A 22,107-nucleotide genomic window follows, 5' to 3' on the forward strand; every position below is an offset into this window, starting at 1 on the left:
GCGCGTGGGCGTTCGGCGGGCAAAACGCTCCCGGGCCACGGCCATGAGGGCCGTAGTCGGAATGGGCGGGGGGAGGAGCGGTGTTACGTAGGGGTCATGGGGCGACGATGCTGGCGGAGTCGCCCTCCTGGCCGATCAGTACGGCGTTGGCCCAGTTGGCGCAGACCTGGGCGGGTTGGCTGCCCTGCGCACCCAGCGTGCGCAGGCTCAGGGTGGAAAGGCCTCGGATGTCCAGCTCCGGCTTGACCACGCCGGGCGCCTTCACCAGGCCGCTGTCATACAGCAGGCGGTTGTCGCCCCAGACCTGGAACTGCAGGCCACCGGCGTTGCGGCAGGCGTCGTCGATGCCGAGGTCGGCCCGCAGCAGGTGCCAGCCGCCCTGCAGGCGCAGGTCGATGCGGCTGTTGGCGCCGACGCCCAGGCCACGGCGGAACTGCAGGCCGTTCATGCGCATGCCGGTGTCGCCACGGAAGGACTGGTCGGTGCGCAGCTGGCTGGCCAGCGCGGCCGGCACCGGCAGCTCGGAGAGATAGCGCTGCCGGGCCGGTCGCTCCGGTTCCTGGTGTTCAAGAATGTGGAAGGTGGACAGTGCGATCGGGCCGACATCGCGCGGCTGCAATGCATCGAACGCGCGGGCGCTGCCCTGTGCGGCGGTCACCATCGGGTCGGTGCTGCTGGCGCCGTCGCCTTCGGGGTTCTGCACGCTCAGCACGCGGAAGCGCAGCAGGCGGCCGGCGTGGGCCGGGAAGTCGATGCGCTGCACGCCTTCCTTCAGCTGCAGGCGGCCGCGGGCGATCGGCTCGCCCCACTCGCCATTGCTGTCGCCCAGGTACACCTCGTAGTCGCGGACCTGGCCGTGCTTCCAGTTCTTGTCGTTGCGCGGCGCGATGTCGATGCCATCGATCATCTTCCGCTCGCCGAAGCCGATCACCCACTCATGCGCGCCGGTGCGCACGGCCTGGTTGCGCACGCTGCGGAACCAGGTGCCCGGATCATCATCGAAGGCATTTTCCAGCGCATGGCCGGGTTCTTCGGCCGGGCGGTTGACCACCAGCAGGCTGTCAGCCGGCAGTTCGCGGCCCAGCACCGGCGCGGCCGGATAGGCATCGTCGGCGGCCGCGGCGGCCACCGCGAAGTCCAGCTGCAGCTGCAGTGGCTGGCGGATGTCCTGTGTGGCCGTGCGCACATGCACGGTGCCACGGCGCTCCTTGGCATCGAAGTACCAGCCTTCGGGCGCACTGTTGAAGGCGGCGGCATCGGCCAGCGCCGGCAATGCACGACCACCGGCCTGCACCGCGCGCGGCGCCTGGCGGCTGAGCACGCGCAGGCCGTAGCGGCGCTGCGCCAGCTGGCCGTTGTACTGGCCTTGCACGGCGTCGATCTGCACCTGCACCGGGCCACTGCCTTGTGCCGGCGCCTGCACGCGGATCTGCTGCGTGCTCGATTCGCCCTGCTGGTAGCGGCGGGTGTTGCCGTCATCTTCGTACAGCGTGTACTGCGAATCGCCCTGCGGGTACAGGTCGAACGTCACTTCATCGAGTGGTTTTTCGCCATCGAACAGCATCGACGGATACATCGGCAGGATCGCACCGGCACGCACGAATACCGGCAGCGTGGCCAGGTCGACCTGGCGGTCGAGCTGGCGGCCATCGGCGGCGGCCTGCACGCGGCGGCCGTCCCAGTAGTCGATCCAGCCGCCGGCCGGCAGGTGGATGTCGCGGCGCCAGCCACGACTGGCGGCCTGGCTGCGGTACACCGGCGCGACCAGCAGGTCGCGGCCGAGCAGGAACTGGTACTTGTAGGTTTCATCCTGCGCATGCGGGTCGCGCGGGTTGTCCCACATCAGGCCACGCACCGGTGGTGCACCGGTCTGCGCGGCCTCGTGCACCAGGCCGTACATGTACGGGGTCAGGCGCATCTTCAACTTCAGGTAATCGCGGTTGATGCTGCGATAGGGCTCGTCGTACCACCACGGGTGCTTGCGCGCATTCGACGACCAGCCGCTCATGCCCATCAGCACCGGGGTGAACGCCTTCCACTGCAGGTCGCGGGTGAAGGTCTCGGCGCTGCCACCGAAGATCGCGTCGACGTCGCCGCTGGCGTAGGCCATGCCGGACAGGCCCGAACCGACCAGGGTCGGCACGTGCCAGCGGATGTAATCCCAGCTGCTGCTCTGGTCGCCGGTCCAGGCCACGGCATAGCGCTGGATGCCGGCCCACCCCATCACCGTCCACAGGAACGGGCGCGAATCGGAATTGTCGAGGATGCCGTTGAAGGCCTGGCGGTTGGCGTCCATCGCGAACTGGTAGCCCTTGCCGGTCCAGGCCACGTCCAGCTTCTGCACGCGGCTGCCGGCCTTGCCCACTTCCCAGGCGATCTTGTCGACGCCGTTCTCGGTCCACAGGCCGGTGCGGAAACCATACTTGGCCAGGCCCTGCACGGTTTCCGGCAGCTGCTTGTAACCGCAGCCATAGCCATCGTTGGGCAGGATCCAGCCACCGGGCATGTCGTTGGCGCGGTACTGCTTGGCCACGCTGTCGATCACATCGGGCGTGGTGCCGGTCGGGCCGTCGCTCCAGCCTTCGGGCACGGTGCCGGGCTTCTTGCTGTTGTCGCCGTCGTTGTAGCAATCGGCATCGCCGTAGGACAGCGCCCAGCGCGCGACCATGTTGGGGCGGCCGGTCAGCTGCGTGTAGCGCTCGATCAGCTTCGGCAGATCGGCGCCGACGAAGTAATAGGCATCGAAGCGGTCTTCGCGATGCAGCAGCGTGGCCTGGTCGGGCTCGCGCAGATCGTAGCTGCCATCGCTCCACGTATTGCGCAGCATGCCCCAGCCGCGGCTGCTCAGCAGCATCGGTGCCGGGCTGGGGCGGTCGCCCTCTTCCCAGCCACCGGAATAGGACACTTCCAGCTCGCGGCCCTTGAACTGGTAGCGGCCGTTCTGCTGGCCACCGCCGTAATAGCCTTCGTCGGCCTGCGAGGACAGCACCTGCACGCTCTGCGTGGCATCCAGGTCCAGTGGTTGCAGCTCCTGCCAGAGGGCGGTGGGCTGGCCGTTGTCCAGCCGCTCCAGGCGCAGGCGCAGCGGCTGCCGTTGTACATGCAGCACCAGTGCATCGGTGCGCACGCGGATCTCCTGCGCGTCTTCTTCCAGCTGCGCCTGCACGTTCGCCTTGGGCTGCGGCAGCACGATCGGCGCGGCCTTGTCACCTGCACCGGTCAACTTGCCGTTGCGGCCAGCCTGCACGCGGATGATGTCGGTGGCCGGCAGCTCGATGCGGATGCGCGCGCCCTTGTCGGTCTGCAGGTCCCAGCCCTGCACGCCGTCGCGGCTGTCGCTGGCGGCCACCGAACGCAGGTTGCCGACCGGCTCGGCGCTGGCCGGCATGGACGCCAGCATCAATGCCGGCAACAGGGCCAGCATCAGCGGCGAGCGACGAACGCAGTTTTCCACGCGGACTCCCAACCCGTTCACCGGGCGTTTCGAAAGCGGTTGGGCCGACTCTAGGGCAGCGATTCGAAAGATGTCAACAAATTGAAAGGAAAAAGGAAGATATATTCTATTGAAACGAAAGTTGTTGCGCCGCAATACTTTGTGTAAGCGCTTGCAGGTGCCTGTTAAGCATTGTGCGATACGGCATTTCGTCGGTCCTTTCGTTTTCCCGGGCACCTCACGACGCGGAAAGTCACTCACCCATTTTCTTTCCTTTTACTTTCGATGTTTGACATTTCGAAAGAAAACACTGATGGTGCGCTGGCCCAACTGGAACCTCCGAATGGACGTCACCCTGCTTTCCGATGTGTCCGCCTGGCAGCGCCTTGGCGGAGCCGATACCGCTACCGAAATCGCCCAGCAGCCTGCGCTGTGGGAAGCCCTCGCACAGGACCTGTCGCGTGCCCGCGACCGCCTGCAGGCCTTCCTCGGCGACAGCCTCAATGATCCCAACCAGCGCGTGCTGTTCACCGGCGCCGGCAGCTCCGGCTTCATCGCCGAAATGGTGGCCGACGCGATCAACGCGCAGTGGCCAGCTGATGTACGCGTGGTGCACACCACCAGCCTGCTGACCCACCCGGCGCTGTACCTGCAGCGCGACCGCCCGACCCTGCTGGTCTCGTTTGGCCGCAGCGGCTCCAGCCCGGAGAGCGTGGCGGCAGTCGACCGCGTGCGCAGCGACGTGGATGACGCGCGCTTCCTCGACATCACCTGCAATGCCGATGGCGAACTGGCCCGTCGTGGCGCCGGCCGTGCCGATACCTGCACCCTGCTGATGCCTTCGGCCAGCTGCGACCGCGCCTTCGCCATGACCAGCAGCCTGACCTGCATGCTGCTGGCCGCGCTGACCGTGTTCGATCGTTCGCCGTGGGATGCGCGCGTGGCGCGCCTGAAGCAGATCGCCGCGCTGGCCCGCGAAGGCCAGGCGCAGTGGGATGCACCGGTGGCGGCGCTGGCGCAACGCCCGTTCAATCGCGTGATCTACCTCGGCAGCGGCCCGCTGGAAGCGCTGGCACGCGAGTGCGCGCTGAAGGTGCTGGAGCTGACCGCCGGCCGCGTGCTGGCGCTGGCCAACACCCCGCTGGGCTTCCGCCATGGCCCGAAATCGACGCTGGACGGCAACACCCTGGTGGTGGTGGTGCGCAGCGTGCAGCCGCTGGCGCGCCGCTACGAACAGGACCTGCTGGAAGAACTGCGCCGCGATGGCGTGGCCGGCCAGGTACTGGCGATCGGCCCGCATTCGGACATCGGTGCCGACGACGAGTACACCCTTGTGGTGCCGCCGCTTCACACCGCATCCGACGATCCGTGGCTGGCACCGGTGTGGCTGGGCTTTGCGCAGTTGTTCGCGCTGCAGCGCTCGGCCGCGCTGGGCCTGACCCCGGACAACCCGTTCCCGGACGGCACCGTCAACCGCGTCGTCAAGGGCGTCACCATCCACCATGGCTGAGCTGATCGCCCACGCCTGCTACGGCATCGACATCGGCGGCACCAAGATCGAGCTGGTGGCGTGCGATGCGGCGATGCAGGTCACCTGGCGCCGCCGCGTGGCCACGCCGCAGGGCGACTACGACGGTTTCCTGCAGGCGGTGGTGGCGCTGGTGGCCGAGGCAGACGCCGCACTTGGCCGTAGTGATGCGGCCATCGGCATCGCCCTGCCCGGTGTGCGCGACCGCCGCAGTGGCCGCCAGCTGAGCGCGAATGTACCGGCGTTGACCGGCCACAGCGTGGCGGCCGACCTGCAGGCGCGCCTGCAGCGGCCGCTGCATTTCGGCAACGACCTGCAGTGTTTTGCCCTGTCTGAAGCACACGGCGGTGCCGCCGACGGCTATCCCAGCATGTTCGGCGCCATCCTCGGCACCGGCGCTGGCGGTGGTTTCTGCCTGCAGGGCCGGCTGCTGTCCGGTTTCAACGGGCTGGCCGGCGAATGGGGCCACTGGAGCGTGCCCGGTCATCTGCTGCAGCGCCACGGCCTGCCGCTGATCGACTGCGCCTGCGGCCTGCAGGGCTGCGTGGAGCGTTATGTCTCCGGCAGTGGCGTGGCGATGATCGAACGCCACCTTGGTGGCAGCGCCGCCGACGCCAGCGCGGTGATCGCCCTGGCCGAGGCCGGCGATGCACGTGCGCGCAAGGCGCTGGACATCCACCGCGATCTGCTTGGCCACAGCCTGGCCGCGCTGGTGCTGGCGCTGGACCCGCACGTGATCGTGCTCGGCGGCGGCCTCTCGCAGTACGCACCGCTGTACCAGCTGCTGCCAGCGGCCATCGCCGCCCACCTGTTCAACGGCGTGCAGGTACCGCCGATCGTGCCGCCGCGTTTCGGCGATGCCGGCGGCGCACGCGGTGCCGCCCTGCTCGCCTGCCAACCCTCGTTTTCCTGATGTCCGGAGCCTGACCATGTCCCCGTTGCAGACCCTGCTTGCCTCCCACCGCGCCGGTGCCAACGTCGGCCTGTACAGCGTCTGCTGCAGCAACGAGCAGGTGCTGCGCGCGGCCATGCACGTGGCACTGGCACATGGCACCGTGCTGCTGATCGAGGCCACCTCCAACCAGGTCGACCAGTTCGGCGGCTACACCGGCATGACCCCGCCGCAGTACCGCGATTACGTGGGCACGCTGGCCGATGAAGAAGGCTTCCCGCGCGAGCGGCTGATCCTGGGCGGCGACCACCTCGGCCCGAATGCCTGGCAGAAGCGCCCGGCGGCCGAAGCGATGACCCACGCGCGCGTGCTGATCGAAGCCTACGTCGCCGCCGGTTTCCACAAGATCCATCTGGATTGCAGTATGTCCTGCGCCGACGATCCGGTGCCGCTGCCCGATGCCATCGTCGCCGCGCGTTCGGCTGAGCTGGCCGAGATCGCCGAACGCACCGCTGCCGAACATGGCCTGCCGGCGCCGGTCTACGTGATCGGTACCGAAGTGCCGATTCCCGGTGGCGAAGCCTCGCTGGCCGAGGGCCTGCAGGTGACCACGCCGGCCGCCGCCGCGCAGACCCTGGCCATCCACCAGCAGGCGTTCGACACGCCGCAGCTGCGAGATGCGTGGCAGCGCGTGATCGCGATGGTGGTGCAGCCCGGCGTGGACTTCGACCACAGCAGCGTGCACGAATACGACGCGGCCGCCGCCGGCACGCTGGCCGATTTCCTCGAACAGCAGCCGCGCATCGTGTTCGAAGCGCATTCCACCGACTACCAGCGCGAAAGCGGCCTGCACGCGCTGGTGCGCGACCACTTCGCGATCCTCAAGGTCGGGCCGGCGGCCACCTTCGCCTACCGCGAGGCGCTGTTCGCGCTGGCCGCGATCGAAGCCGAACTGCTGCCGGCCGCACAGTGCTCGCGTCTGCCGCAGGTGCTGGACGAGGTGATGGTGGCGCAGCCGAAGTACTGGCAGTCCTATTACCAGGGCGATGACGCCGCGCTGCGCCTGCTGCGCAGCTACTCCTTCAGCGACCGCTGCCGTTACTACTGGGGCGAGCCCGCGCTGGTGCAGGCGGTGCAGACCCTGTTCGCCAACCTGGAGCAGCACGCGCCGCCACTGGTGCTGCTCAGCCAGTATCTGCCGGAGCAGTACCGCGCCGTGCGTGAGGGCACGCTCGCCAACACCCCCACCGCACTGGTGCAGCACCGCATCGGCCTGTGCCTGGGCGAGTACGCCCGCGCCTGCAGCGCCAACCAGGCCGGAACCCGCGTGCAGAGCGCAGGTTCGGCTGCCAGCGTTCTTGCGAACGGCTAATCTCTACCTTTCCCCGCGAAACCGAGAATGGCCATGCGCAACACCCGCTCCCGCCGGCAACAGATCCTGCAGTTGCTGATCGAGCACGGCTCGGTGCAGGTCGCCGATCTGGTCGAGCGCTTCGGCGTGTCGGCGGTGACCATCCGTGCCGACCTGACCCACTTCGAGTCGCAGGGCCTGGCCAACCGTACCCACGGCGGTGCCACCCTGGTGCGCACGCCGCCACAGGAACAGGACATCCACGAGAAGGACGCGCTGAACCTTCCGCTGAAGGAATCCATCGGCGGCTGTGCCGCGCGTCTGGTGCAGCCGGGCGACAACATCATCATCGACTCCGGCTCAACCACGATGACGCTGGCGCGCCACCTGCGCGCGCACCGCGACGTGACGGTGATGACCAACGGGCTGAACATTGCCTGGGAACTGGCCAACGCACCGGGCATCAACGTGCTGCTGACTGGCGGCCTGCTGCGCCAGCAGTCGCTGTCGCTGCAAGGCAGCCAGGCCGAAGCCAGCCTCAACTCGTACAGCTTCGACACCCTGTTCCTGGGCGTGGATGGCCTGGACCTGCAGTTCGGCCTGACCACCCACGACGAGGCCGAAGCCCGCCTCAACCACCGCATGGTCGAGCGCGCGCGCCGCATCGTGGTGCTGACCGACGCCTCCAAGTTCGGCCGCGTCAGCCTGCACCGCATCGCCCGCCTCGACCAGATCCACGCCATCATCACCGACGCCGGCATCGACGACGCAACCCGCGAAGGGCTGCAGCGGCTGGGCATCGAAGTGATCATCGCCGAGCCTCCCGCATGACCGACACCCGCTCCCTGCACGGCCGCATCCTCACCCCGCTGGGTTGGCGGCGTGGCCACGTCCACTTCGATTCACATGTGCGCCAGCTGCAGGTGGATGACCACAGCGGCGCTGACGACCTGCAGCTGCCGCTGATCCTGCCCGGCTTCATCGACCTGCACGTGCATGGTGCGGCCGGCGTGGACCTGATGCAGGGTGGCGATGTCGCGCGCACCATCGCACGCACCCATCTGCGCTTCGGTACCACCACACTGCTGGCGACCACCATGACCGCCGGCCTGGACGAGATCGAGCACGCGCTGCACGGCGTCGCTGCGGCGATGGCGGCGCCCGATGCCGACGCCGCCAGCATCGTCGGCGTGCACTTGGAAGGACCGTTCATCAGCCCGCAGCGCCTGGGTGCACAGCCCAATCGTACGATCGAGGCGACGCTGGCGCTGGTTCAGCAGTTGCACGCGCTGGCGCCGATCCGGGTGATGACGCTGGCTCCGGAAATCGGCGAGCACACCGCACTGATACCCGCGCTTTCGGCAATGGGCATCCGCGTACAGCTCGGGCACAGCGCCGGCACCTATGAAGAGGGCGTGGCCGCGCTGCAGGCCGGTGCCTCCGGCTTCACTCACCTGTTCAACGGCATGACCGGCGTCGATCACTATCGCCCGGGCATCGCGGCGGCAGCACTGGCGCATGCACAGTACGCCGAGATCATTCCCGACCTGCAGCACATCCATCCCGGCGTGATCCGCCTGGCCGCGCGTGCGATTCCGCGCCTGTACGCAGTAACCGATGCCACCGCCGCCACCGGCATGCCCGACGGCGAGTACGCGCTGGGCGAGCAGCGCGTGCACAAGTGCGGCGGCTGCGTGCGACTGGCCACGGGTTCGCTGGCCGGCAGCGCCCTGACCATGGACCAGGCGCTGCGCAACCTGGTGCGCGTCGGCCTGGAGCTGGCCGACGCCTCGCAGCGCGTTTCCACCTTCCCGGCCGACTACCTGGGCCTGGGCGATCGCGGCCGCATCGCGCCCGACGCCCGCGCCGACCTGGTGGTGCTGGACGCCGAACTGCGCCTGCAGCGGGTGGTCATTGGCGGGCGCGTGGTCGATCTGAACTGAGCCGCGCATTGCTGTAGAGCCCAGCCATGCCCGGCTGCTTTTCGTACCGACATCGATGACGTCCGCGCCGTGCTTCGCGCGGCAAGCCGAGCATGGCTCGGCCTACATGAAGCGCGCAAGCGCAATGCCTCAGCCACGCACCATCCCCGTTATTCCAGGAATACGCCGATGACCGCAGCCGCCGCACCTGCCGTACCCGCTTCCACCGCTCCGCGCTGGCCCGTACGCTACCTGCTCTTCATCGGCGGCCTCGGTGGCCTGTTGTACGGCATCGACATCGGCATCATCGCCGGTGCCCTGCCCTATCTTGAAGCCACCGCCAGCCACGCGTGGCAGCTCAGCAGCCAGCAACTCGGCTTCGTGGTGGCGGCGGTACTGCTGGGCAGCGTGTTGTCGTCGCTGTTCGCCGGCATGGTCGCCGACCTGATCGGCCGCCGCGGCGCGATGCTGCTGGCCGGCCTGCTGTTCACCGCCTCGATTCCGATCATGGCGCTGGCCTCGGGGTATACACCGCTGCTGCTGGGCCGCCTGCTGCAGGGTGTCAGTGGTGGCCTGATCGGCGTGGTGGTGCCGCTGTACCTGGCCGAAGTGCTCAGCCCCGAGCGACGTGGACGCGGTGCGGCGATGTTCCAGCTGCTGCTGACCATCGGCCTGGTGTTGGCCGCACTGATCGGGCTGTACCACGCACATGCGGTGGATGCCGCCGCCGAAGCCGTGCGCTCGCTGCCGCTGGGGCAGCAGGCGCAGGAGCTGTTCACGGTGAAGGACCACGCCTGGCGCACCATCTTCTGGAGCTGCCTGGCCCCAGGCCTGCTGTTCTGCGCCGGCATCTTCTGGCTGTCCGAATCGCCGCGCTGGCTGGTGCGCCGCGGCCGCGTCGACGACGCCCGCCGCAGCCTGCAGCGGGTGCTGCCTGCGGCGCAGGTGGAACCCACCCTTGCACAGATCCAGGCACCGGAGTCGAGCAGCAACGATGGCAAGCGTGACCCGCTGCTCAGCCGCCGCTACGTGGTCCCGTTCGTGCTGGCCTGCGTGGTGCTGGCCTGCACCCAGGCCACCGGCATCAACTCGGTGCTGGCCTACGCGGTGAACATCCTCAACCAGGCCGGCCTGTCCGGCTCGGTCGCCAACGGCGCCGACGTGGCGATCAAGCTGCTCAACGCGGTGATGACCGTGGTCGCGCTGCTGCTGGTCGACCGCAAGGGCCGCAAGTTCCTGCTGATGCTCGGCAGCGGCGGCATCTGCGTGGCCCTGCTGGCCGCCGCCACCCTGTTCTTCCAGGCCGAGCGCGGCCGTGCCGACGTGCAGCCGCACCTGCAGGCCGCAGTCAGCGGCGACAGCCTGCAGCTGGTGCTGGACGACGCACAGTGGCAGCGCCTGGGCGGTGGCATCGACAGCGAAGGCCGGCCGATGCAGCTGACCGTGTCGTACGCCTACGGTGACTTCACCAATGTGCGCGCCCTGCGCAGCGACAGCCTGACCGACCGCGAGCTGCGCATCGAGCGTGCCGGGACCGTGCAGCCGGACAGTGTGATCGGCGCGTTCTTCCGCAAGCTGCATCTGAACCCGTTCGCCGACCCGGCCAAGGCCGCGCAGGCACCGCTGCACATCGAGCAGGCACGCATCGGCCCGGTGCCGCCGCCGGCCCACGGCTGGGCGGTGGCCGCCTGCATCCTGGTGTTCGTCGCGTTCTTCGCGGTCGGCCCCGGCGTCTGCGTGTGGCTGGCGCTGTCGGAGCTGATGCCCAACCGCATCCGCTCCAATGGCATGAGCATCGCGCTGCTGATCAACCAGTTCGTGTCCACCACCATCGCCGCGATCTTCCTGCCGACGGTGGGCCACTACGGCTATGCCAGCATGTTCGTGTTCTGGGCGGCATGCACCTTCGTGTTCTTCCTGGTGGCCGCATTCTGGCTGCCGGAGACCAAGGGCAAATCCCTAGAGGAGATCGAAGCTCGCTTTGCCCGGTAGCGGTCGACCTTGGTCGACCTCCGCGCGCAGCGCGGGTTCATGGCGCGCCCGTCATTCGCCAGTGATGTGCTTCGCCAGCTCCCGCGCCTCTGCAACGCTGGACAGCCCGCTCAGCATCATCGTTTCACCGAACGGCCCCTGCACCGTCGCCACCATCAGCACGCGGCCATCCACGCTGATCGCCGCACGCTGGCCGACCAGCGCTGCCGTACCATCGTGGATGCGCTGATGGGCTTCTGGCCGATAGCGGATCTGCAATGCCGGTTGCCCATTCGAGTCCTGCACGTAGCGCACATCGGCAATGTCCGCACTGCCGGCAATCGGCGGATCACGCAACGCCAGGGTCTGGCCCTGCCACTGCGCCGGGGAGCCCTTGCCGTCCGCATCGACCGCACTCAGGCGCACATCCACGCCGGCGCGCGGCGCATGATCCTTGCCTGCCAGCACACCGGGCGTGGCACCCGGCATGCATCCGGCCAGCACCAGCGCCGCGCCCAGCAGGAGCGGAAGCGCAACCCTCACTTCAGCTTCCGCAGCTTGAACGCCACCAGCACCTGCAACAGCCCGTACAGCAGGCTGCCGATGCCGATCCACAGCGTGGTCACCGCCACGCCTGCATACGGATTGGCAGCGAACAGCAGGCCCAGCACCACCGCCAGCACGCCGCTGAGAATCAGCAGCCACTCGCCCTGGATCTGCTTGCGCACCCGGATCGCGAACACGATGCGATAGATGCCGGCCACCAGCAGCCATGCCGCCAGGAACAGCACCAGCACGCTGGCGGTGGCCAAGGGATTGATCACCGCCAGGATGCCGAAGCCCAGCGAGGCGATGGCATACAGCGCCAGCCAGCCGCGCGAGGCACCACTGCCTCCGCTGACCAGTGCGAACAGGCTGATCACCCCTTCGACAATGGCCATCACGCCCAGCGTCCACGCCAGTGCCATCGCCGCCGACAGCGGCCAGCCGACGGCAACGATGCCGAAGCCCAGCGCAACCAGCCCATACAGCAGCAGGATCCACCAGCTGCGTGCAACCGCTGACAGCAAGGGAGACAGGGGGGAATTCATGGCTACTCCTTCAGTCCAGTACCGGCCTCATCCTAGCCCCCGGCGATGAAGAGAGCGATCACGGCACGCGCGCACAGACCCACACGCGCACTTCTTCTGCGCCTGCGCAGCGCAGTGTTTCGGCAATCTCCACCACCGTGCTGCCGGTGGTCATCACGTCGTCGACTACGGTCAGGCGCGTGGGCACCGGCCCATCGACATCGAACGCATCGAACAGGTTCTCCCGGCGCTGTTCGGCCGTGCGTTCGGACTGTGGCGCCGTATGCCGCTGCCGGTACAGCCCGTGCCAGACCGGCATCGGCAGCAGGCGACACAGTTCGGCGGCCTGGTTGTAGCCGCGCTGGCGCAGGCGGCGCCGGTGCAGCGGTACCGGCACCAGCGGTGGGCATGACCAGGGCGGCGGTGCGCGTCGCATCAACTGCGCCAGCAGGCGGCCGGCCGCCAGGTCCTGATGAAACTTGTAGCGCACCAGCAGCTGGTCGACCGGTGGCAGGTACAACAGGCTGGCATGGGTGGCCGTCTGCGGTGGTGCTTCCTCGCGGCAGCTGCCGCAGACGATCAGCGCGTTGTCGGGCAGCGGCAACGCGCAACGCAGGCAGGCGCGGCCGGACCACGGCAGGTCGGCAAGGCAGGCGCGGCACAGGTCAAGATCATCGTGGCCCGGGTCGCCGCAGACCAGGCACCGCAGTGGCAACAGAACGCGAAGCAGCGCACGGGGGACGGTGCTTGCCAGGTGCAGGACGTTGATGCGCATGCGCCAGCCTTCCATCGCTGCGCTGGTTTCGCCATCGGCGAAGCACGTGCTGCGGCGTCGGTGCTATCCGTCATCGCGTCCCCGTCAGGAAGGACGTTCGCGATGTCCAGCATCCGACGGCGGCGCAGCCGGCATCATCAACAACTCCGCCAGACCACGATAGATCGGCACCCGGCACACGAGCCCGGACACACCACGCGCGATCAACACCGTGGCCAGGATCGGCAGCAGCAGATCGCCGCTGTCGGTCAGCTCCAGCGAGATCACCGCCGAAGTCAGCGGTGCCTGGGTGACACCGGTCAGGTAGGCGCACATGCCCAGCAGCACGAACGCGCGCGGATCCACGCCCGGCATCAGCACCGCCAAGTTGTGGCCGAGGCCGGCACCGACCGCCAGCGCTGGCGAGAACAGGCCACCGGGGATACCCGCCACGTAGGACGCCAGATTCGCCAGCAGCTTCATCAGACCGAATTCATGGCCCACCATCGCCTGCCCCTGCACCAGGCTGCGCGCCTGTTCGTAGCCGGTGCCGAACGCCCCTTCGCCGAACGTCAACGCCAGCGCCACAACCACCAGGCCGCAGCCTGCTGCCAGCAGGACGGGATGCCGCTGCCGCAGCTGGCCCAGCCAACGCGGGCGGCCCGCGGCACTGGCCAGCACCGCGCGCGCGAACAATCCACCCAGCAATCCGGCCACTACGCCACACAGCAGGATCGCCAGCCAGCCCTGTCCCAGCGGAAGCCGCGCGCTTACATGGCCGAAATAGGTGTAGTTGCCGAGCAGGCCCAGCGACACCACGCCACCGACGATCACTGCGGTCAGCAAGGTGCCGGAAAACCGATGCTCGAAACGGCCGCTGAGCTCCTCGATGGCGAAGACGATGCCGGCCAGCGGCGTGTTGAACGCCGCCGCAATGCCCGCTGCACCACCGGCCAGCAGGAAGTGCGAGAGCTCGCGTGGATCCTTGAAGCCGAACCAGCGGCCAAACAGGTACATCAGGCTGGCGCCCACATGCACGGTGGGTCCCTCGCGCCCGACCGACGCGCCACCGAGCAGCGACAACGACGTCAGCAGCAGCTTGCCGGCTGAGACCGCAGGCGAAAGATTAGTCTTCCGGAATGGCTCATCGGGCTTGTCCAACGCAGCGATGACCTGCGGAATGCCGCTGCCCCGCGTGGGTTTCAGCACACCGGAAGTGAGCCACGCCAGCAGCGCGAAGATGCCCGGTGTGAGCAGCAGGGCCCACCACGGCGAATGCGAGGTGATGCGCTGGAACAGGTGGAAGGCCGCGTCGCTGGCCTTGGCGAACAGGATGGCCACCAGTGCCACGGCCACGGCGCCGCCCCAGAGTGCGGCGCGGCGCCGCCAGGCCTCACTGAGAACCAGCGCGGTGATGCGGCCGCGGAGGCGATGGAGATCGGTCATGCAGGGCAGTCTGGACGCTGCGGAGGAAGGCGGACAGCGGCTACTGTGGCTGAAGGCCTTGCAGGATGCGGTGAAATGCCCGGGCATGGATCCTGCTGACAGCCTGCCCCGTGCGTGCGCCGCTAGACGGGCAGCCGCTCCCGCCACCGGCGCTTTTCCACGCTGCGCACGTTGGGCTGCTGCCGCAGCCACTCCAGATAGCGCGGCAGATGTGCCAACTCATCATCGCTCGCATCACCGGTCAGGGCTGCTGCCGGATGTGCACTTCGCCATGGCGCATGCGCGCCAGGTCGCCCTGTGCTTCCAGTACGCCGCGCGCGACCAGTTTGCGCACGCGCTGGGCGTAGAAGACATCGGCAATGCCGGGGCGGCGCTGCGGGTCCAGCGACATCGCGTTGCCCACGATGCAGGCGATTTTTCGGAACTGCCCATCGCAGTGGGAAAGCAGTTGTGCATCGATCCGGGCGATGCCTCCATCGGTCAGCGCGGCGGTGTTTTGCCGCTACTGGTCAGTGAGATGGACATCGCTGTCGGGGCCTTCGTCCGTATCACGCAGGCAACCGTTTATCGCCAACAAGCGAACCAAGACATAGTGACCGAATGCTTCGAGTTCCTCCTTCGGCAGCATCGCCGGATCGAGCTCTCCTGCTGGGTAGTCCTTGAAGGTCACGAAGGCGTGATTCTTCCACTGCCCCGGCGCATTGGCCTGGCGCAGATCATCCATCACCACGCGCAGGCCGCCGTCAGGCAGTTCGGCCAGGCTGCACAGCACCGCATCGCGGCGGATCGGGTAGGGCTGGTGGCTGTCCATGGCACATGCTCGCGAGTCCGTATGCAGCAATGAAGTTACACCGTAGCGTGCATTTCCGGCGGTCGATTTCTGTAAACCACGAACGAATATTTAAGTTGACAGCTCGGGCGCACCCACCCACACTGCCGCCCTCGCTCCATTCGTACCCAAGGTCCCGCCATGGCTGCTGCCATCCGCCACGACTGGCAACACGACGAACTGCAGGCGCTGTTCGATCTGCCGTTCCCCGAGCTGCTGTTCCGCGCCGCAGCGGTCCATCGCGAGCATTTCGACCCCTCGCAGGTGCAGGTCTCCACGCTGCTGTCGGTGAAGACCGGCGGCTGCCCGGAAGACTGCGCGTACTGCCCGCAGGCGCAGCGCTACAGCACCGGGGTGAACGCGCAGAAGCTGATGGAAACCGATGCGGTGCTGGCCAAGGCACGCCAGGCCAAGGCCGCCGGTGCCTCGCGCTTCTGCATGGGTGCCGCGTGGCGTTCGCCGAAGGACCGCGACATTCCGAAGGTGGCGGCAATGATCGCCGGGGTGAAGGCGCTGGGCCTGGAGACGTGCGCCACGCTGGGCATGCTCAGTCGCGAGCAGGCGCGTGCGCTGAAGGAGGCGGGCCTGGACTACTACAACCACAACCTCGACACCGCGCCGGACTACTACGATTCGATCATCCACACGCGCCAGTACCAGGACCGTCTGGACACGCTGGAGCACGTGCGCGATGCCGGCCTGAAGACCTGTTGCGGCGGCATCGTCGGCATGGGCGAGACGCGCGCGCAGCGCGTCGGCCTGCTGCTGGCGCTGGCCACGCTGCCGGCACATCCCGATTCGGTGCCGATCAACAAGCTGGTGCAGGTGGCGGGCACGCCGCTGCACGGCAGCGCCGAGCTGGACCCGTTCGAGTTCGTGCGCATGATCGCGGTGGCACGCATCGCCATGCCGCGCTCGATGGTGCGGCTGTCGGCCGGGCGCGAGGCGATGAGCGACGAACTGCAGGCGCTGTGCTTCCTGGCAGGTGCCAACTCGATCTTCTACGGCGACAAGCTGCTGACCACCGGCAACCCGGAGAGCGAGCGCGACCTGGCCCTGTTCGCTCGGCTGGGATTGCAACCGATGGCGGTGCAGGTGGATGCCGAGGGCCATGACCACGGCGGTACCGTGCACGCCGATATCAGCGCCGATGCGCCGGCCTGTGGCTGCGCTCACGCGGCCTGAGACCGGCCGCAAGCAGGCGCCGCAGCAACGCGCTACCCTAGCCGCCCCGTCGCCGCATTCAGCCGCCATGGCCCGCCCCGACCTGACCGCCCGCCTCCACGCCCAACGCGCCCTGCGCGATGCCCAAGGCCGTCGCCGCACGCGGCGCACGGTCACCCGTCGTGACGGCGTCCGCCTGGAAGTGGACGGCCAGTGGCTGACCGGCTTCTGCAGCAACGATTACCTGGGCCTGGCCCAGCAGTTCAGCGTGGTCAACGCACTGCAGGATGCGGCCGCACGCGAAGGCACCGGCGCGGGTGCCTCGCATCTGGTCTGCGGCCACCACGCCCTGCATGACGCGCTGGAGCGCGAAGTGGCAGAGTGGCTGGGCTACCCGCGCGCGCTGCTGTTCGGCAGTGGCTTCGCCGCCAACCTGGCCGTGCAGCAGGCGCTGCTGAGCGAAGAGAACGATGTGTGCGTGCAGGACAAGCTCAACCACGCCAGCCTGCTCGATGCGACGCGGCTGGCCGGTGCGCGCCTGCGCCGTTATCCGCACCTTGATGCCGAAGGCGCGATGCGCCAGCTCAAGCACGCGCCCGATGGCGCGGCGATGCTGGCCACCGATGGTGTCTTCAGCATGGATGGCGACATCGCACCGCTGCGTGCATTGTCGCTTGTGGCACGCCTGCAGCAGGCGCTGTTCTATGTGGACGATGCGCATGGCGTGGGCGTGGTGGGCGATGGCCGTGGCGCGGTCGCGGCTGCCGGACTGGGCGTGGACGATGTGCCGCTGCAGCTGGTCACGCTGGGCAAGGCACTGGGCGGTTCCGGCGCGCTGGTGCTGGGCCGCGACGACCTGGTCGAGCACCTGGCCGAAACCGCGCGCCCCTACATCTACACCACCGCGATGCCGCCGCCGCTGGCCGCCGCCGCACTGGAAGCGGTGCGCCTGGCGCGCCGTGACAACTGGCGGCGTTCGAAACTGACCGACCTGATCGCGCTGTTCCGCGGCGAAGCCCGCCGCCATGGCCTGGACCTGATGGCCTCGGAAACGCCGATCCAGCCGCTGCTGTGTGGCGACGACCACCGCGCCGTGGCGATGTCCAAGGCGTTGCAACAGGCCGGTTGGCTGGTCGGCGCGATCCGCCCGCCCACGGTTCCCGAAGGCAAGGCGCGCCTGCGCGTCACCCTGTCCGCGTTGCACACCCCCGAGCAGGTGCGTGGCCTGGTCGAAGCCATCGCCAGCGCGCGCGATCGCGTCGACCTGGCCGCGCGTGAGGCCGCGCCACCGCCGCTGCCTGTCTTTGCCTGAGCCTGCTGCCGTTTTCCCATGCATATCGACGTCACCGGCCAGGGGCCGGACCTGGTACTGATCCATGGCTGGGCCCTGCAGGGCGGCGTGTTCGCGCCGTTGGTGCAACGCCTGGCCGATCGCTTCACCCTGCATCTGGTTGATCTGCCGGGCCACGGCCACAGCCGCGAGGACACCACGCCGCTGCGCCTGCCGTTCGTGGTCAACGCCATTGCCGCGGCCACGCCGCCGGCGGTGTGGTGTGGTTGGTCGCTGGGCGGCCTGTTCGCGCTGCACGCCGCCGCAACGCTGCCGAAGGTGCGCGGGCTGGCGATGATCGCGGCCACGCCGCGCTTCGTGCGTGGCGAAGACTGGCCGCATGCAGTGGAACCGGCGGTGTTCGAACAGTTCGGGCGCGAGCTGGCCAGCGATTTCGGCGGCACGCTGGAGCGCTTCCTGGCGCTGGATGTGATGGGCTCGGCACACGCCCGCGAGGAGCTGCGCACGCTGCGCCAGCGCCTGGTCGAGCGCGGTGCACCCACCGAACGCGCCCTGCTGGAAGGCCTGCGCCTGCTGGAAAGCACCGACCTGCGCGGCGCGCTGCCGACGCTGGGCAAATCCAGCCTGTGGATCGCCGGCCAGCGTGACCGGCTGGTGTCGCCGACGGCGATGCAGGCCGCTGCGGCACTGGCCCCGGGCGGGCAGGCGCTGACCATCGCCCACGGCGGCCATGCGCCGTTCCTCGGCCATGCCGACGAGGTCGCCGCGGCCCTGCAACACTTCGTTGCCGGCCTGTCACCGGCCGATGGCGGACAATGAGCCCCCTCCGAATTCCGCAGGATTGACGCATGGATCTGGGTATCAACGGCCGCTGGGCACTGGTCTGCGGCGCAAGCAAGGGGTTGGGCCTGGGCTGCGCGCGCGCGCTGGTGCGCGAGGGCGTCAACGTGGTGGTCGTGGCCCGGGGCGAAGCCGCCCTGCAGGCTGCCGCTGAAGCACTGCGCGCCCTGCCCGGCGCTGCTGAGGTGCGCGCGGTCGCCGCCGATGTCACCACCGAGGCCGGTCGCTCCGCAGCGCTCGCCGCGTGCCCGCAGGTGGACATCCTGGTCACCAATGCCGGTGGTCCGCCGCCTGGTGATTTCCGCAGCTTCGAGCGCGACGACTGGATCGCCGCACTGGACGCCAACATGCTGGCGCCGATCGCGCTGATCCGCGCCACCGTGGACGCGATGATCGCGCGCGGCTTCGGCCGCATCGTCAACATCACGTCCTCGGCAGTGAAAGCCCCGATCGACATCCTGGCGCTGTCCAACGGCGCGCGCAGCGGCCTGACCGGCTTCGTCGCCGGCCTGTCGCGCCGCACCGTGGCGCACAACGTCACGATCAACAATCTGCTGCCGGGCCAGTTCGACACCGACCGCCTGCGCGCCAACTTCGCCCACACTGCGGGCAAGGACGGCGATGCCGGCGAAGTGGCCGAACGCCGCCGCCAGCAGATTCCCGCCGGCCGCTTCGGCACCCCGGATGAATTCGGCGCCGCCTGCGCCTTCCTGTGCAGTGCACAGGCCGGTTACCTCACCGGGCAGAACCTGCTGATCGACGGCGGCGCCTACCCCGGTACGTTCTAAGAGACTTTCGCAATGCCGTCCCACTTCGATGCCCGCCATGTCCGCCGCGCGTTCGCCCGCGCCGCCAACAGCTATGACGCCGCCGCCGCCCTGCAGCGCGAGGTGCAGGCGCGGCTGATCGAATCGCTGGACTACCTGGAGGCGCGCAAGCCCGAGGTGGTGCTGGACATCGGTGCCGGTACCGGCCACGCCAGTGCGCTGATGAAGAAGCGCTGGCCGAAGGCGCAGGTGATTGCGCTGGACGTGGCGCTGCCGATGCTGGACCAGGCCAAGCGCCAGGCGGGCTGGTGGAAGCCGTTCCAGCGCCTGTGCGGCGACGCCGCCGCGCTGCCGCTGGCCGACAACAGCGTGGACGTGATCTTCAGCAACCTGTGCCTGCAGTGGGTGGACGACCTGCCGGCGGTGTTCGCCGGGTTCCGTCGCGTGCTCAAGCCCGGTGGCCTGCTGTTGTGCTCCACTTTCGGCCCGGACACGCTGGTCGAACTCAACGAAGCCTTCGCGGCCGCCGATGACCGCCCGCACGTGAGCCGCTTCGCGCAGATCGCCCAGTTCGGCGATGCGCTGATGATGGCCGGCTTCCGCGACCCGGTGCTGGACCGCGATCTATTCACCCTGACCTACGACGACCTGCCCTCGCTGATGCGCGAGCTGCGCGCGATGGGCGCGACCAATGCGCGGGTGGACCGCCGCCACACGCTGACCGGGCGTGGCCGTTTCACCGCTGCGGCAGCGGCGTATGAGCCGATGCGGCGCGCCGACGGCAAGCTGCCCAGCAGCTGGGAAGTGATCTATGCCCACGCCTGGGCACCGGACCCGGGCGCACCAATCCGCGAAGGCGGGCACGACGTGGCCTCGGTGCCGGTGTCGGCGATTCCGATCCGGCGCAAGCAGACCTGATCGTCCGGTGGTGCTGGCCGCTGGCCGGCAACCTCACGATTCCATAGTGGGCATCTGCCGGCCAGCGGCCGGCACTACCGCATTCCACACCGCACGCGAATCGCTCCGGTAGGTGCCAACCTTGGTTGGCACACCCCATCAGATCGCGGTGCCGCCAGCAGTGTGCCGACCAAGGTCGGCACCCACCCAAATGCAGGCTTCCGCCTCAGGTATTGGCCGGCGAACTCAGCGGCGGGCGCACCAGGTCGCGGTGGAAGAAATAGATTTCCTGCACCAGGAAGCGCCAGCTGGTGTGGAAGCTGCGGAAGCGCGTGCTGGGCGTGGACGAGGCCAGCGCATCGATGCCCAGCGCCTTGCTCAGGCGCAGCGCGCGCGCCATGTGCAGCGGGTCGCTGACGATGATCACCCGGTGCAGGTCGCGCTGGTCCATCAGCCGCTTGGCTTCGACCAGGTTCTGCACGGTGTTGCGCGAGGCGGTCTCGATCAGGATCGCATCGTCCGGCACGCCATGCTTGAGCGCATAGCGCCGCGCCACCTGCGATTCGGAAAAGCGCGCGCCGGTACCACCGTAGCCGCCGGTGAAGATCAGCAATGGTGCGTACCGGGCTTCATAGAGATCCAGGCCATGACGGATGCGTTCTTCGAACACCGGCGACGGCTTGGCGTCATAGGCCGCCGCACCGAGCACGATGATGGCGTCGGCCTTGGCGGCCTGGTCACGCTCGCCGACCCAGACGATCCAGGCGGTCACGCCCAGCAGCCAGATCACCAGCACCACGAACAGCCGCCACAGCCAGCCCAGCAGGCCGGTACGAGGACGATGCCGGTCGCGGCTCACGGCGTCCCCCAGCGTAGTGCGGGCAGGTCGACATTGCCGCCGGACAGCACCAGGCCCACGCGCAGGCCGGCGAAACGTTGCGGCTGTGCCAGCACCGCGGCCAGCACGGTGGCCGAGGACGGTTCGACCACCTGCTTGAGCACCTCCCACAGCAGGCGCATCGCCGCCATCGTCGCGGCATCATCGACCACGATCACCTCAGCACCGGCCGCACGCAGCAACGCAAAGTTGGGTGCGCCGATCAGGGTACGCAGGCCATCGCAGATCGTGTCCGGGGTGACGGCCGCCTGGCGCTCGCCTGCGGCCAACGAGCGCGCGGTGTCGTCGGCGCCGGCCGGTTCGGCCAGCACCAGCCGGGTCTGCGGGCTGGCGAGCTGCAGGGCCCGGGCGGTACCGCTGGCCAGGCCACCGCCGCCCACCGGCACCACCAGCACATCGAACGGGCCGTCGCTGTGCAGCAGTTCCAGTGCCGCGGTGCCCTGCCCGGCCATCACCGCCGGGTCCGAATAGGGGTGGACCAGCGTGGCGCCGGTATCAGCCTGTACTTTGGCGCAGGTGGCCTCGCGGTCGGCGATGGTGGGCGGGCAGCGCCAGAGCGTGGCGCCGTGGCGGGCAATGTTGGCCAGCTTGGCCGCCACCGCACCTTCGGGCACCACCACGTGGCAGGGAATGCCACGGGTGCGCGCGGCCAGGGCCAGGGCGGCGCCGTGGTTGCCGGAGGAATGGGTGACCACGCCGGCACGGGCGCGATCGGCATCCAGCGACCACACCGCATTGCAGGCGCCGCGGAACTTGAATGCGCCACCGCGCTGCAGATGCTCGGCCTTGAACGCCAGCTGCGCGCCGGCCAGCGCATCAAGCGTGCGCGAGCGCAGCACCGGGGTCACGCTGGCGTGCGGCGCGATCCGCGCAGCGGCAGCCAGGACATCATCGGCACGGGGCAACAGTGAATCGCTCATGACGCAAGATTAACGTATGGCTCCACGCTGGCGACCCCGGCACAGGTCATGCCAGCATGAGGGCCTTCACCTCCATTCATCCTGGCCAGTGAAGTTAAGGGCCGATTCAACGCCTGCGCACGAAGCTGACTGCA

General features: G+C 68.7%; 20 protein-coding genes. 11 read left to right on the top strand and 9 right to left on the bottom strand.

Going from position 1 to position 22,107, the window contains the following annotated elements; genetic code table 11:
* Window positions 1–94: 94 nt before the first annotated feature.
* On the bottom strand, window positions 95–3,454 hold the full coding sequence (locus EGM71_RS19625; protein WP_188486555.1) for a TIM-barrel domain-containing protein: 3,360 nt from the start codon (window positions 3,452–3,454) through the stop codon (window positions 95–97).
* A gap of 322 nt (window positions 3,455–3,776) precedes the next feature.
* On the opposite strand from EGM71_RS19625, the gene EGM71_RS19630 reads away from it, so the two are divergent.
* From EGM71_RS19630 to EGM71_RS19655, 6 genes are all read left to right on the top strand, one after another.
* Window positions 3,777–4,943 (top strand): SIS domain-containing protein, encoded by a 1,167-nt coding sequence (locus EGM71_RS19630; protein WP_188486557.1) that lies wholly within the window; start codon window positions 3,777–3,779, stop codon window positions 4,941–4,943.
* Window positions 4,936–5,874 carry an ROK family protein gene (locus EGM71_RS19635; RefSeq protein WP_188486559.1) on the top strand — a complete coding sequence of 313 codons (939 nt, stop codon included), beginning with the start codon at window positions 4,936–4,938 and terminating at the stop codon, window positions 5,872–5,874. The genes EGM71_RS19630 and EGM71_RS19635 overlap by 8 nt, the downstream gene beginning before the upstream one ends.
* A gap of 16 nt (window positions 5,875–5,890) precedes the next feature.
* Entirely contained in the window at window positions 5,891–7,225 is a 1,335-nt protein-coding gene (locus EGM71_RS19640; protein WP_188486560.1) for a D-tagatose-bisphosphate aldolase, class II, non-catalytic subunit, read from the top strand.
* A 33-nt stretch (window positions 7,226–7,258) separates the two neighbouring features.
* Complete coding sequence (locus EGM71_RS19645) at window positions 7,259–8,035, top strand: DeoR family transcriptional regulator (protein WP_188486562.1); 777 nt, start codon at window positions 7,259–7,261, stop codon at window positions 8,033–8,035.
* Window positions 8,032–9,147, top strand: coding sequence for an N-acetylglucosamine-6-phosphate deacetylase (nagA, locus tag EGM71_RS19650; protein WP_188486564.1), 1,116 nt, complete (start codon window positions 8,032–8,034; stop codon window positions 9,145–9,147). Before EGM71_RS19645 ends, nagA begins: the two co-directional genes overlap by 4 nt.
* A 168-nt stretch (window positions 9,148–9,315) precedes the next feature.
* Window positions 9,316–11,118: an MFS transporter gene (locus tag EGM71_RS19655; RefSeq protein ID WP_188486566.1), complete on the top strand. Its 1,803-nt coding sequence runs from the start codon at window positions 9,316–9,318 to the stop codon at window positions 11,116–11,118.
* Window positions 11,119–11,169: 51 nt separating this feature from the next.
* On the opposite strand, the gene EGM71_RS19660 is transcribed toward EGM71_RS19655, so the two are convergent.
* From EGM71_RS19660 to EGM71_RS20895, 6 genes are all read right to left on the bottom strand, one after another.
* On the bottom strand, window positions 11,170–11,640 hold the full coding sequence (locus EGM71_RS19660) for a SecDF P1 head subdomain-containing protein (RefSeq protein WP_188486568.1): 471 nt from the start codon (window positions 11,638–11,640) through the stop codon (window positions 11,170–11,172).
* Window positions 11,637–12,188, bottom strand: a complete 552-nt coding sequence (locus EGM71_RS19665; RefSeq protein ID WP_188486570.1) for an HdeD family acid-resistance protein — start codon at window positions 12,186–12,188, stop codon at window positions 11,637–11,639. Before EGM71_RS19665 ends, EGM71_RS19660 begins: the two co-directional genes overlap by 4 nt.
* Before the next feature lie 58 nt (window positions 12,189–12,246).
* The gene (locus tag EGM71_RS19670; protein WP_188486572.1) at window positions 12,247–12,942 is read right to left on the bottom strand and encodes a ComF family protein; all 696 of its coding nucleotides are present in this window, start codon (window positions 12,940–12,942) and stop codon (window positions 12,247–12,249) included.
* Window positions 12,943–13,026: 84 nt separating this feature from the next.
* Window positions 13,027–14,367: a chloride channel protein gene (locus EGM71_RS19675; RefSeq protein WP_188486574.1), complete on the bottom strand. Its 1,341-nt coding sequence runs from the start codon at window positions 14,365–14,367 to the stop codon at window positions 13,027–13,029.
* 241 nt (window positions 14,368–14,608) lie between these two features.
* Window positions 14,609–14,851 carry a DUF3658 domain-containing protein gene (locus EGM71_RS20890; RefSeq protein ID WP_317608640.1) on the bottom strand — a complete coding sequence of 81 codons (243 nt, stop codon included), beginning with the start codon at window positions 14,849–14,851 and terminating at the stop codon, window positions 14,609–14,611.
* Window positions 14,852–14,869: 18 nt separating this feature from the next.
* A complete protein-coding gene (locus EGM71_RS20895; RefSeq protein WP_223224512.1) occupies window positions 14,870–15,178 on the bottom strand; it encodes a hypothetical protein in 309 nt (102 codons plus the stop codon).
* Window positions 15,179–15,337: 159 nt separating this feature from the next.
* Here EGM71_RS20895 and bioB point away from each other — a divergent pair, with 159 nt between their 5' ends.
* The 5 genes from bioB to bioC all read left to right on the top strand — a co-directional run bounded on the left by bioB (window position 15,338) and on the right by bioC (window position 20,176).
* Window positions 15,338–16,381: a biotin synthase BioB gene (gene bioB, locus EGM71_RS19685; protein WP_188486576.1), complete on the top strand. Its 1,044-nt coding sequence runs from the start codon at window positions 15,338–15,340 to the stop codon at window positions 16,379–16,381.
* 67 nt (window positions 16,382–16,448) lie between these two features.
* A complete protein-coding gene (bioF, locus tag EGM71_RS19690; protein ID WP_188486578.1) occupies window positions 16,449–17,672 on the top strand; it encodes an 8-amino-7-oxononanoate synthase in 1,224 nt (407 codons plus the stop codon).
* Window positions 17,673–17,690: 18 nt separating this feature from the next.
* The gene (gene bioH / locus EGM71_RS19695; RefSeq protein ID WP_188486580.1) at window positions 17,691–18,470 is read left to right on the top strand and encodes a pimeloyl-ACP methyl ester esterase BioH; all 780 of its coding nucleotides are present in this window, start codon (window positions 17,691–17,693) and stop codon (window positions 18,468–18,470) included.
* Window positions 18,471–18,499: 29 nt separating this feature from the next.
* The gene (locus EGM71_RS19700) at window positions 18,500–19,279 is read left to right on the top strand and encodes an SDR family oxidoreductase (protein ID WP_188486582.1); all 780 of its coding nucleotides are present in this window, start codon (window positions 18,500–18,502) and stop codon (window positions 19,277–19,279) included.
* 12 nt (window positions 19,280–19,291) lie between these two features.
* Window positions 19,292–20,176 (top strand): malonyl-ACP O-methyltransferase BioC, encoded by an 885-nt coding sequence (bioC, locus tag EGM71_RS19705; protein WP_188486584.1) that lies wholly within the window; start codon window positions 19,292–19,294, stop codon window positions 20,174–20,176.
* A 205-nt stretch (window positions 20,177–20,381) separates the two neighbouring features.
* Here bioC and EGM71_RS19710 read toward each other — a convergent pair whose 3' ends face one another.
* Both EGM71_RS19710 and EGM71_RS19715 read right to left on the bottom strand, forming a co-directional pair.
* Window positions 20,382–21,026 carry a YdcF family protein gene (locus tag EGM71_RS19710; RefSeq protein ID WP_188489919.1) on the bottom strand — a complete coding sequence of 215 codons (645 nt, stop codon included), beginning with the start codon at window positions 21,024–21,026 and terminating at the stop codon, window positions 20,382–20,384.
* Window positions 21,011–21,973: a pyridoxal-phosphate dependent enzyme gene (locus EGM71_RS19715; RefSeq protein ID WP_188486586.1), complete on the bottom strand. Its 963-nt coding sequence runs from the start codon at window positions 21,971–21,973 to the stop codon at window positions 21,011–21,013. The genes EGM71_RS19710 and EGM71_RS19715 overlap by 16 nt, the downstream gene beginning before the upstream one ends.
* Window positions 21,974–22,107: the final 134 nt, after the last annotated feature.

The sequence above is a fragment of the Stenotrophomonas maltophilia genome (assembly GCF_006970445.1).
Classification (GTDB): Bacteria; Pseudomonadota; Gammaproteobacteria; order Xanthomonadales; family Xanthomonadaceae; genus Stenotrophomonas; species Stenotrophomonas maltophilia_AU.

Coding starts and splice junctions, on each gene's coding strand:
- EGM71_RS19645 (WP_188486562.1), top strand. CDS start 7,259: ATGCGCAACACCCGCTCCCGCCGGCAACAGATCCTGCAGTTGCTGATC.
- bioB (WP_188486576.1), top strand. CDS start 15,338: ATGGCTGCTGCCATCCGCCACGACTGGCAACACGACGAACTGCAGGCG.
- bioF (WP_188486578.1), top strand. CDS start 16,449: ATGGCCCGCCCCGACCTGACCGCCCGCCTCCACGCCCAACGCGCCCTG.
- EGM71_RS19670 (WP_188486572.1), bottom strand. CDS start 12,942: ATGCGCATCAACGTCCTGCACCTGGCAAGCACCGTCCCCCGTGCGCTG.
- EGM71_RS19655 (WP_188486566.1), top strand. CDS start 9,316: ATGACCGCAGCCGCCGCACCTGCCGTACCCGCTTCCACCGCTCCGCGC.
- EGM71_RS19630 (WP_188486557.1), top strand. CDS start 3,777: ATGGACGTCACCCTGCTTTCCGATGTGTCCGCCTGGCAGCGCCTTGGC.
- EGM71_RS19635 (WP_188486559.1), top strand. CDS start 4,936: ATGGCTGAGCTGATCGCCCACGCCTGCTACGGCATCGACATCGGCGGC.
- bioC (WP_188486584.1), top strand. CDS start 19,292: ATGCCGTCCCACTTCGATGCCCGCCATGTCCGCCGCGCGTTCGCCCGC.
- EGM71_RS19640 (WP_188486560.1), top strand. CDS start 5,891: ATGTCCCCGTTGCAGACCCTGCTTGCCTCCCACCGCGCCGGTGCCAAC.
- EGM71_RS19700 (WP_188486582.1), top strand. CDS start 18,500: ATGGATCTGGGTATCAACGGCCGCTGGGCACTGGTCTGCGGCGCAAGC.
- nagA (WP_188486564.1), top strand. CDS start 8,032: ATGACCGACACCCGCTCCCTGCACGGCCGCATCCTCACCCCGCTGGGT.
- bioH (WP_188486580.1), top strand. CDS start 17,691: ATGCATATCGACGTCACCGGCCAGGGGCCGGACCTGGTACTGATCCAT.
- EGM71_RS19675 (WP_188486574.1), bottom strand. CDS start 14,367: ATGACCGATCTCCATCGCCTCCGCGGCCGCATCACCGCGCTGGTTCTC.
- EGM71_RS19715 (WP_188486586.1), bottom strand. CDS start 21,973: ATGAGCGATTCACTGTTGCCCCGTGCCGATGATGTCCTGGCTGCCGCT.
- EGM71_RS19665 (WP_188486570.1), bottom strand. CDS start 12,188: ATGAATTCCCCCCTGTCTCCCTTGCTGTCAGCGGTTGCACGCAGCTGG.
- EGM71_RS20895 (WP_223224512.1), bottom strand. CDS start 15,178: ATGGACAGCCACCAGCCCTACCCGATCCGCCGCGATGCGGTGCTGTGC.